The sequence below is a fragment of the Candidatus Dadabacteria bacterium genome (genome assembly GCA_026705445.1).
GTDB lineage: Bacteria > Desulfobacterota_D > UBA1144 > Nemesobacterales > Nemesobacteraceae > Nemesobacter.
Window position 1 is genome coordinate 1 of sequence record JAPPAR010000015.1, and the last position, 10,238, is coordinate 10,238.

A 10,238-nucleotide genomic window follows, 5' to 3' on the forward strand; every position below is an offset into this window, starting at 1 on the left:
AGTCTCACGTACCTGTCCCCTTCTCCGAAATCCAGCTGTTCCACTTTCCTTCCTCCGGCATTGTTTTGTATCCACACACACAGCCACCCTGTAATTTGACGGGGGGGGGATGAGCGGATATTATTTGTCGTGCTTTCAAGTTTGAAGTTTAACTGAAAAGGTATTTTTAGAAGTGCCTTTAACTCTAAAATTGAGGAAAGTAGTTTAGTTTAACCGATAATTCAAAAACATTTAAGCTCAAAGGAGGTAGTTATGAGAGTAATTAAATTTCTGGCAATTATTGCCGTATTGTTTTCATTCACAGCCATGGCTGATGCTGGCACCCTTGAGGATGTGAAAAAGCGGGGCAAGCTCAACTGTATTGTTTCATCAGGCTTGGCCGGATTCGCATCTCCAGACGGAAAAGGCAACTGGCAGGGCTTTGATGTCGATTTCTGCCGCGCCGTAGCCGCCGCAGTGCTGGGAAGCGGGGACAAGGTAAATTTCGTACCGTCTACGAATAGAACGCGTTTTGCCCAGCTAAATGCCGGCGAAGGCGACATACTGTTCCGCAACACCACTGAAACGCTGAGTCGTGACGCTGACCTGAAACTGACCTTCCTGCCCATTAACTACTATGATGGTCAGGGCTTTTTAACTCGCAAAAGTCTTGGGGTAACGTCAGCAACACAGTTGGCCGGGGCTTCGGTGTGCATCCAGACCGGCACCACCACGGAACTTAACTTGGCGGACTACTTCAGAGCCAATAAAATGAGGTACGAGCCTGTCAATACCGAAACCAATGAAGAGAGCATCGTCGCATATGAAAGCAAAAGATGCGACGTGTACACCACCGACGCGTCGGCTTTAGCCTCTACGCGAGCGGCGCTGAAAAAGCCTTCAGATCACATAATTCTTCCCGAAATCATTTCAAAAGAGCCGCTGGGCGGCGCGGTGCGCCATGGCGATGACCGTTGGGCTGATATCGGAAAGTGGGTGGTTAACGCGCTGATTATCGCAGAAGAGATGGGCATCACTCAGAAAAACGTCAAGGGTCTCGCTAAAAAGCCTGGAAATAATCCGAGCATGAACCGTTTTCTAGGCACCGAAGGCAACATGGGCGAGATGCTCGGTCTTGACAAGAATTGGGCCGTTAACGCAGTTTTAGCAGTAGGCAACTACGGGGAGATATTCGAAAGGCATCTGGGCCCCAATACTCCTCTAGCGCTTCAAAGAGGACTTAACGCTTCCTGGAAATCAGGGGGGATTTTGTACGCAGCGCCCATTCGCTGATCGTGAGTAAACGTCAATAATGACTCAAGCCGAAGCCGCAGCACGAATGTGATGGATCCAAAAGCTTTTCTGTCTCGATTGTGGAGGGATGAGCATTCCCGATCCGTTATTATCCAGGTCGTCGCAGTCGTGCTGCTTTTCGGCTTGTTCGCCTACATCGTAAGAAATGCCATTGTCAACCTTGAGGCAATAGGCAAAGGTTTCAGTTTCGGCTATCTGTGGGAACCCGCAAGCTATGATATAAATCAGCATCTAATAGAATACACGTCCCGTTCCACTCACTTCCGCGCAATGCTGGTGGGAATTCTAAATACCCTCCTGGTAGCGATAAGCGGCATCATTCTGGCAACGATTCTTGGATTCACGCTGGGCGTTCTGCGACTGTCGAAAAATCTGCTGGCAAGCAAGCTTGCCCACATCTATATTGATTACGTAAGGAATGTACCCGTACTGCTCCACATACTCCTTGTATACGGGATCATAGTTAATACGCTTCCCGTGCCCAGAGACGCGCAAAGTCTCGGCGATATCGCGTTTCTGACTAATCGCGGTTTCTTTCTTCCCAGACCGATTTTTGAACCTCTGTTTCTGGTGATTCTGGGGCTGTTCGCCGCGGGAATTATTTTCACAATATGGTTCCGCAGATATGCAGCGGATACACAAAGAAAAACAGGAGAGCACTACCCGGTGTTCTGGATATCGCTGGGGGCCATCCTAGGAATTCCGTTTATCTCCTATTTTCTGATAGGTGGTCCGATCACGTTTGAGCTGCCCGCGCTGACGGGGTTTAACTTTAGTGGAGGTATTGTGGTCAGGCCTGAATTCACCGCACTCTGGATTGCGCTTTCCCTGTATACAGCCGCGTTTATCGCCGAAATAGTAAGGGCCGGCATCATCTCCGTCAATTACGGGCAGACCGAAGCATCCCTGGCCCTCGGGATAAATCACGGCAGAACACTTAACCTAGTCGTGATTCCCCAGGCACTGAGGGTGATAGTACCGCCGCTTACCTCGCAGTATCTTAATCTTGCCAAGAATTCATCTCTGGCCATCGCGATCGGTTACATGGACATAGTCGCCACCATCGGCGGCATTACGCTTAACCAGACGGGCAGAGAAATGGAATGCATGATCATCGTGCTGGTGCTGTATCTCTCGCTATCCCTGCTGATATCCTTTGCGATGAACATCTACAACAAACGGACTAGGCTGGTTGAACGTTAGGAGGAAATAGTCATAAACAAGGAAACCTATAGAGTTGGAGAACACCCCGATCTTCCGCCGCCTCGTAACGTAATAGGAATCTACGCCTGGACTAGAAAACATTTTTTCTCAAGTGCCACAAACATAGTCTTAACGCTTCTGTCGCTCTGGTTTCTGATTGAAACCGTTCCCGCACTTGCGGACTGGCTGTTTCTTGACGCGGCATTTACCGGGGGAAGCAGAGATGAATGCAGTGCCAAGGCTGGCGGTGCGTGCTGGGCAGTTATCGGCGAACGTCTTAACCTGTTCACCTATGGTTTTTACCCAGCCGCTGAACGCTGGCGGGTGAATCTTTCGCTTGTTCTACTGATTTTCACTCTCTTTCCGATACTCTTCGAAAAAGCGCCTTATCGCAAGTACGCTCTTCATATTGCGGTCGCCTTCCCGTTCGTCACCGCATGGCTTCTGGTCGGAGGACTAGGTCTTACGCCTGTCGAAACCGACCAGTTCGGCGGTTTCATGCTTACCTTGGTCATCGGGATAACTGGCATCGGGTTTTCACTGCCGATCGGGATTCTGCTGGCTCTGGGTCGTCAGTCGAGGCTCCGCGCCATCCAGATATTTTCGATAGGCTTCATCGAGTTTATCCGCGGAGTGCCGTTGATTACTCTTCTGTTCGTAGCTTCAACGATGCTTAACTATTTCCTCCCTCCGGGAGTGACTTTCGATCTTCTGCTACGCGTGCTGATCATGGTTACCCTTTTCGCGTCGGCATACATGGCGGAAGTTATCCGCGGAGGTCTGCAGGCAATACCGAAAGGACAGTTCGAGGCCGCGGATTCAATGGGGCTTCGCTACTGGTCCGCTATGCGGCTGATCGTATTGCCCCAGGCGATGAAGATTTCCATACCCGGCATAGTGAATACTTTTATCGGATTATACAAGGATACAACACTGGTAATTATTATCGGACTTCTGGATCCTCTTGGGATAGGCAGGGCATCTCTCGCAGATACAAGGTGGACGGGACTCTCCACCGAAGTTTACCTGTTCGTGGCAATATTCTTTTTTATTTCCTGTTTTGGGATGGCAAGATATTCACAGCACCTTGAAAGTAAACTGGAAACCGATCATAAAAGATAAGGAGCATAGCACAGATGACCCAAAAATCTGAACCAACGAATGAGAAAACAAAATCGGCCGAAGAGGGCTACGCGGTAATAATGCGGGATGTGCACAAATGGTACGGCAAGTTCCATGTGCTCAAAAACATCAATCTTAATGTCGGAGTCGGGGAAAAAATTGTTGTATGCGGCCCATCGGGTTCGGGAAAATCAACGTTAATCAGATGCATCAACCGGCTGGAGGAACACCAGCAGGGGGAAATCATCGTTGAGGGAATAGAGCTTTCCCATGATATCAAGAACATCGAAATCATTCGGCGCGAGGTGGGCATGGTCTTTCAGCATTTTAACCTGTTTCCGCATCTGACGGTGCTTGAGAACTGTGCCCTTGCTCCTATATGGGTCCGCAAGATGCCTCTTGCGGAGGCAAACGCAACTGCCATGAAATACCTGGAAAGAGTCAAGATTCCCGAGCAGGCGGACAAGTACCCGGGTCAGCTCTCCGGGGGCCAGCAGCAGCGCGTGGCGATAGCGCGAAGTCTCTGCATGAAACCCCGGATACTGCTGTTTGATGAACCCACATCGGCACTTGACCCTGAAATGATCAAGGAGGTGCTGGACGTGATGATTCAGCTGGCAAGCGAAGGGATCACCATGATATGTGTGACCCATGAAATGGGATTCGCAAGAACTGTCGGCGACCGTGTCATCTTCATGGATAACGGAGAAATAATTGAGGAGAACAACCCCGATGATTTTTTCCTGAACCCACAGCATGAAAGAACGAAGCTGTTTTTAAGCCAGATACTAGATCACTGATGGAAAATACAGTTGTTTTACATAAGGGAAGGGGCAGGAATCTGATTTCGTCCTTAAATTCAAGACGTTTCATTCTGCTTAAGAAGATAGTGGATATGAGAGCAACGAAGTTTCTGGCAATTATTGCCGTATTGTTTTCATTCACAGTCATGGCTGATGCTGGCACCCTTGAGGATGTGAAAGCGCGGGGCAAGCTCAACTGTATTGTTTCATCAGGCTTGGCCGGATTCGCTTCTCCAGACGGAAAAGGCGGCTGGCAAGGCTTTGATGTCGATTTCTGCCGCGCCGTAGCCGCCGCAGTGCTGGGAAGCGGGGACAAGGTAAATTTCGTACCGTCTACGAATAGAACGCGTTTTGCCCAGCTAAATGCCGGCGAAGGCGACATACTGTTCCGCAACACCACTGAAACGCTGAGTCGTGACGCTGACCTGAAACTGACCTTCCTGCCCATTAACTACTATGATGGTCAGGGCTTTTTAACTCGCAAAAGTCTTGGGGTAACGTCAGCAACACAGTTGGCCGGGGCTTCGGTGTGCATCCAGACCGGCACCACCACGGAACTTAACTTGGCGGACTACTTCAGAGCCAATAAAATGAGGTACGAGCCTGTCAATACCGAAACCAATGAAGAGAGCATCGTCGCATATGAAAGCAAAAGATGCGACGTGTACACCACCGACGCGTCGGCTTTAGCCTCTACGCGAGCGGCGCTGAAAAAGCCTTCAGATCACATAATTCTTCCCGAAATCATTTCAAAAGAGCCGCTGGGCGGCGCGGTGCGCCATGGCGATGACCGTTGGGCTGATATCGGAAAGTGGGTGGTTAACGCGCTGATTATCGCAGAAGAGATGGGCATCACTCAGAAAAACGTCAAGGGTCTCGCTAAAAAGCCTGGAAATAATCCGAGCATGAACCGTTTTCTAGGCACCGAAGGCAACATGGGCGAGATGCTCGGTCTTGACAAGAATTGGGCCGTTAACGCAGTTTTAGCAGTAGGCAACTACGGGGAGATATTCGAAAGGCATCTGGGCCCCAATACTCCTCTAGCGCTTCAAAGAGGACTTAACGCTTCCTGGAAATCAGGGGGGATTTTGTACGCAGCGCCCATTCGCTGATCGCAAATAAAATCGTCCCGACTTTGACGGTTTGGAATCGCAACATACTGATATCACTAATTCTTATTTTCCTGCTAAGTGCTAACCGCTCTTTTGGAACTTGCTTTCTTATTTGTCTTCTATTGAAAACGATATATCCCATCCCTTTTCTCCCATAGCATGGCAAATCATTCTCTGCTCATTATGTTATAGATGACGGGGGAAATTTCCTTCTGTATTCGCTTTCGGCCGGAATATTTCAAACGATTTAATCGCGAGTGTCGGATAAGTCCGGGAAAAGCCCCCGCCTTCTGTTATCGCGTGAGAGGGTGTTTTAAGTTAGAATTTACCGCAATAATTGATTAACCGAACATGGTACGGTCAACACAAGGAGGAATGCTCTATTGGCAACTAAAACCACTAAGAAGAAAGAAACCCCGAGAAAATACTCCTCGATCTACGTGGAAGGAACGCACAGGGCGCCGAGCCGCTCCATGCTGAGAGCGGTGGGTTTTACCGACAGGGATTTTAAGAAACCAGTCGTGGGAATAGCGTCTACTTGGAGCATGGTAACGCCCTGCAACATGCACATAGACCAGCTCGCGAGACACGGGGCCGTAGGAGCGAACAAGGCGGGGGGGAAATCCATAATCTTTAACACCATTACCGTATCCGACGGAATATCCATGGGAACTCCGGGAATGAGATACTCGCTTGTATCAAGGGAAGTCATAGCCGATTCGATCGAAACGGTGACCGCGGGAGAAGGATTTGACGGCATCGTGGCCATAGGAGGATGCGACAAGAACATGCCGGGGTGCCTGATGGCGATGGCAAGACTCAACAGACCCTCGGCGTTCGTCTACGGGGGGACGATACTTCCAGGCAACTACAGGGGAAAGGACGTGGACATCGTCTCGGTGTTCGAGGCCGTGGGAGCGCACTCGAATAACGACATCACCGATTCCGAGCTTAAGGAAATCGAGTCCTGCGCCATTCCAGGACCCGGTTCCTGCGGGGGGATGTACACCGCAAACACCATGGCCTCGGCAATAGAAGCTCTCGGGATGAGTCTTCCCAACAGCTCGGCCCAAGCGGCCGTTTCAAAGGACAAGGTGGAGGACTGCAAAAACGCGGGAGCGGCGGTCGTAAACCTCATAAGAGAAAACATAACTCCCCGGGACATAATGACGAAAAAGGCCTTCCTGAACGCCATAACGGTAGTTGTCGCGCTCGGAGGCTCGACGAACTCGGTTCTTCACCTCCTGGCAATGGCAAACGCCGCCGGGGTGAAACTGACGATAGACGACTTCACGAGAGTCGGGAAGAAAGTTCCGGTCCTCGCCGACCTTAAGCCAAGCGGGCAGTACATGATGTCTGATTTCTGCAAAATAGGAGGGCTCACCCCGTTGCTTAAAATCCTCCTTGACGAGGGATTTCTCCACGGCGACTGCATGACGGTGACCGGAAAGACCCTCAAGCAGAACCTGCGGGGAGTAAAAAGATACCCCAGGGGACAGAAGATAGTTCTCCCGGTGAAGAGCCCGATAAAGGAATCGGCTCACATAGTGATTCTCAAGGGAAACATCGCGCCGGAAGGGGCGGTGGCGAAGATAACGGGCAAGGAAGGCAACTCCTTTACCGGGAAGGCTATAGTGTTCAATTCCGAGGAGCAGAGCCTCAAGGCTATTCTCGACGGCAGGGTTAAAAAGGGGCACGTGATAGTGGTAAGGTACGAGGGTCCGAAGGGCGGCCCCGGAATGAGGGAGATGCTTGCGCCCACGGCGGCTGTAATGGGCAAGGGACTCGGAGGAGACGTGGCGCTTATCACAGATGGGCGTTTCTCCGGAGGAACGCACGGCTTCGTCGTGGGACATATAACGCCTGAGGCGGTTGACGGCGGCACCCTGGCACTAATAAAGAACGGGGATGAAATCACTATTGACGCTGAGAGCAGGGAAATAACCCTGAACGTATCGAAGAGAGAGCTCGATAAAAGAAAGAAAGCTTGGAAGAAACCTGCGGCGAAAGAAAAAACCGGCGTGCTGGCGAAATACTCAAGGCTGGTTTCCTCCGCATCCCAAGGAGCGGTAACAGACAGGATCTAGGGTCGCTTCGCCCCGCGTATTGCCTATTTGCGCAACGGGAATATACTTTAATTCCATGGAGTTGCTTCGTGGAAAGAACGTCGTGGTGGGAATAACGGGCGGCATTTCCGCCTACAAGTCCTGCGAACTTGTGAGGTCACTCGTTAGAGACGGGGCCGAGGTTCGGTGCGCAATGACCAGAAACGCCGAGCGTTTCATAACCCCCCTAACCCTCCAGACCCTTTCCGGAAACAAGGTCGCCTCCAATCTCTTTGATCTCACTTCAGAATCCGAAATAGGTCACATAAAAATCGCCGACGAGGCCGACGTGGTGGTGGTCGCGCCCGCAAGCGCGTCCTTCATAGGCAAAATCGCATCGGGAATAGCCGACAGCCTGCTCGCAACCGTCATACTTGCGACGAAAGCTCCTGTAATCGTCTGCCCGGCCATGAACTCGAACATGTACTCAAACTCGATAGTTCAGGAAAACATGGAAAAACTGAGGCGGCACGGATTCACCATAGTGGAACCCGACGAGGGAGATCTCGCCTGCGGATGGACCGGGAGGGGAAGGCTTGCCGAAACGGACGTTATAGCCCTTGAGGTCCAGAAGGCGATCACTCCGCAGGACTACGCGGGAGAAAGCATACTGGTAAGCGCCGGAGCGACCAGGGAGCACATAGACCCCGTGAGGTTCATATCCAATCCCTCGACCGGCAAAATGGGCTACTCGATAGCCCGGGCGGGATGGCTTCGCGGAGCCCGGGCGACTCTGGTCTCGGGACACTCTTCCCTTCCAGACCCCCACGGAGTGGAGGTAGTGCGGGTAACGGATTGCAATGATATGTACGAGCGAATCCACGAGCGCTTTGAGCAATCTCATATCGTGATAAAATCGGCAGCCGTAAGCGACTACTCGCCCTGCGAGAAATCGGAGCAGAAGATAAAAAAATCGAAAAAACAGCTTTCGATCCCCCTTAAGAAAACCCGGGACATACTGAAATCCCTCGGGAAGGACAAAAAAGACAGGATCCTGGTGGGATTCGCCGCTGAAACGGAAAACCTCATCAACAACTCCAGAAAAAAGCTTAAGGAAAAAAATCTAGACCTCATAGTAGCAAACGACGTTACGGCTCCGCAGGCGGGCTTCGGGGAAGATACCAACATCGCATGGCTCGTGGACAGGGAAAGAGTCGAGGAACTTCCTCTCATGAACAAGTTTGAACTCGCAAACAGAATCCTCGACAGGATTAAGGAAATAGGGGGAAGATAAGAATATCGGTCTTAAGGACTCTTGTCTCCACCACCCAGACGTAAGGCTAAATCTACTCAATCCTGCTGGAACTGTTCGTAGAAGCACTTCAGGAATCAAAAAGTTCTCTTTCCTGCTGTTGTTGGCTATCTCTCTCGGTCATGAAGTCGTCTGTTAAACGCTCTTCGGACAGAAAAAACGTATCCATGGCATGGTCAACGGGTGACGGCGCTCGGTCGGGACCGACTATCCGTAGGATGACTTCTTTGACGCTATTTGAAAAATGCACCCCATCGGAAAGCATTACGGTTTGAACTCCGTTGTTTTTTTTCTTGAAAACTGACTCTTCGGTGGGCAGGACTTATCTTCAAAGCTAAACACTTATGAGGTTAGCTGAGTTCATCAAATTTTGTTAGTAGTCTTCAAAAGCTTTGTTTCTCAAAATTTAGCAACCTCAAAAGCATGCGCGTGCTCAAAAGAAAATATTCAAATTGTTGTTTTATTTAAAATTTGAGCGAATTTATTGATATGTGTCTGCAGCTCTGAAACGGAGGATGAAATTTCTTTGTCAGCATGCAAAAAGTTTGAGTAATTGCAATATTTGTAAATGTTCATTACTGTTTCTAAATCCTTATCCGAGATTTTACCCATTTTATTCTTGCTTTGCTTTAAACTTTCTATCAGGTCACCAAAATTTTTCTCTTTGTCCCACATAAGTAAGTCATTTTTGATAAATTTTTCGACCGCAAGACGCAAAAGCTGACCATATTTCAAAGTAATTTCTTCTAGCTTTAAGGTGCCATTTAGAGCTTTATGATTTATTTCCTCTTGGCATTTTTGTACTTCTGAAACCAAATCAAAGCCGGGATCAACAAACATAAAACTCCCACCGAATTCATCTGCATTCTTTAGAACGCCAAATTTGCATGGATTAGGGTCTGTGCATTTTGCTAAATATTTGAAGAAAAGGGGATGGTGTGTAAAAACTATAACCTGCCCAAATTCTTGCGTTTTCTTATGTATTATCTCTGCAAGAATTTTTAAATTTGGTGAATCCAGACTGGTTATCGGATCATCAAAAACTAAAACGGTTTTATCTTTATTTTTTAAGTTCCACCACTTGAACTTTAAAGTGCACCACTAACTTCAATAATCTCTTTTCATGGGAGTTTAGCACAGGGACCGATAGGGGACAATGCTCTTCGCAGCGAGGGCGAGCCCGAGCGAAGAAGAGCATTGTCCAGCAATTGCATTCCGTATTGCGTTGCCCCCTAAACAGCACGTAATTCTCCCATAACTAAAAACCTCCCCTATCAACATATTCAGACTACGAATCCGGATTTCACTCCCTCCACGAACACAGCTCAGACACAACCGAACTCTTCCC

The 10,238-nt window shown here is 49.5% G+C and carries 7 protein-coding genes and 1 pseudogene; 7 read left to right on the forward strand and 1 reads right to left on the reverse strand.

The features are described 5' to 3' along the window. Positions 1 to 252: 252 nt before the first annotated feature. The 7 genes from OXG75_03585 (at position 253) to coaBC (ending at position 8,872) form a co-directional block, all read left to right on the forward strand. Positions 253 to 1,272: an amino acid ABC transporter substrate-binding protein gene (locus OXG75_03585; protein MCY3625067.1), complete on the forward strand. Its 1,020-nt coding sequence runs from the start codon at positions 253 to 255 to the stop codon at positions 1,270 to 1,272. A 51-nt stretch (positions 1,273 to 1,323) separates the two neighbouring features. After that, the gene (locus tag OXG75_03590) at positions 1,324 to 2,496 is read left to right on the forward strand and encodes an ABC transporter permease subunit (GenBank protein ID MCY3625068.1); all 1,173 of its coding nucleotides are present in this window, start codon (positions 1,324 to 1,326) and stop codon (positions 2,494 to 2,496) included. Positions 2,497 to 2,508: 12 nt separating this feature from the next. After that, positions 2,509 to 3,618: an amino acid ABC transporter permease gene (locus OXG75_03595; protein MCY3625069.1), complete on the forward strand. Its 1,110-nt coding sequence runs from the start codon at positions 2,509 to 2,511 to the stop codon at positions 3,616 to 3,618. Between the two features lie 80 nt (positions 3,619 to 3,698). Continuing rightward, a complete protein-coding gene (locus tag OXG75_03600; GenBank protein ID MCY3625070.1) occupies positions 3,699 to 4,418 on the forward strand; it encodes an amino acid ABC transporter ATP-binding protein in 720 nt (239 codons plus the stop codon). Positions 4,419 to 4,513: 95 nt separating this feature from the next. Then, the gene (locus tag OXG75_03605) at positions 4,514 to 5,533 is read left to right on the forward strand and encodes an amino acid ABC transporter substrate-binding protein (GenBank protein MCY3625071.1); all 1,020 of its coding nucleotides are present in this window, start codon (positions 4,514 to 4,516) and stop codon (positions 5,531 to 5,533) included. A 383-nt stretch (positions 5,534 to 5,916) separates the two neighbouring features. Then, a complete protein-coding gene (gene ilvD / locus OXG75_03610; protein MCY3625072.1) occupies positions 5,917 to 7,620 on the forward strand; it encodes a dihydroxy-acid dehydratase in 1,704 nt (567 codons plus the stop codon). Positions 7,621 to 7,681: 61 nt separating this feature from the next. Further along, positions 7,682 to 8,872: a bifunctional phosphopantothenoylcysteine decarboxylase/phosphopantothenate--cysteine ligase CoaBC gene (gene coaBC / locus OXG75_03615; GenBank protein MCY3625073.1), complete on the forward strand. Its 1,191-nt coding sequence runs from the start codon at positions 7,682 to 7,684 to the stop codon at positions 8,870 to 8,872. 465 nt (positions 8,873 to 9,337) lie between these two features. On the opposite strand, the pseudogene OXG75_03620 reads toward coaBC, so the two are convergent. Further along, a pseudogene (locus tag OXG75_03620) lies at positions 9,338 to 9,940 on the reverse strand (AAA family ATPase). Positions 9,941 to 10,238 lie beyond the last annotated feature (298 nt).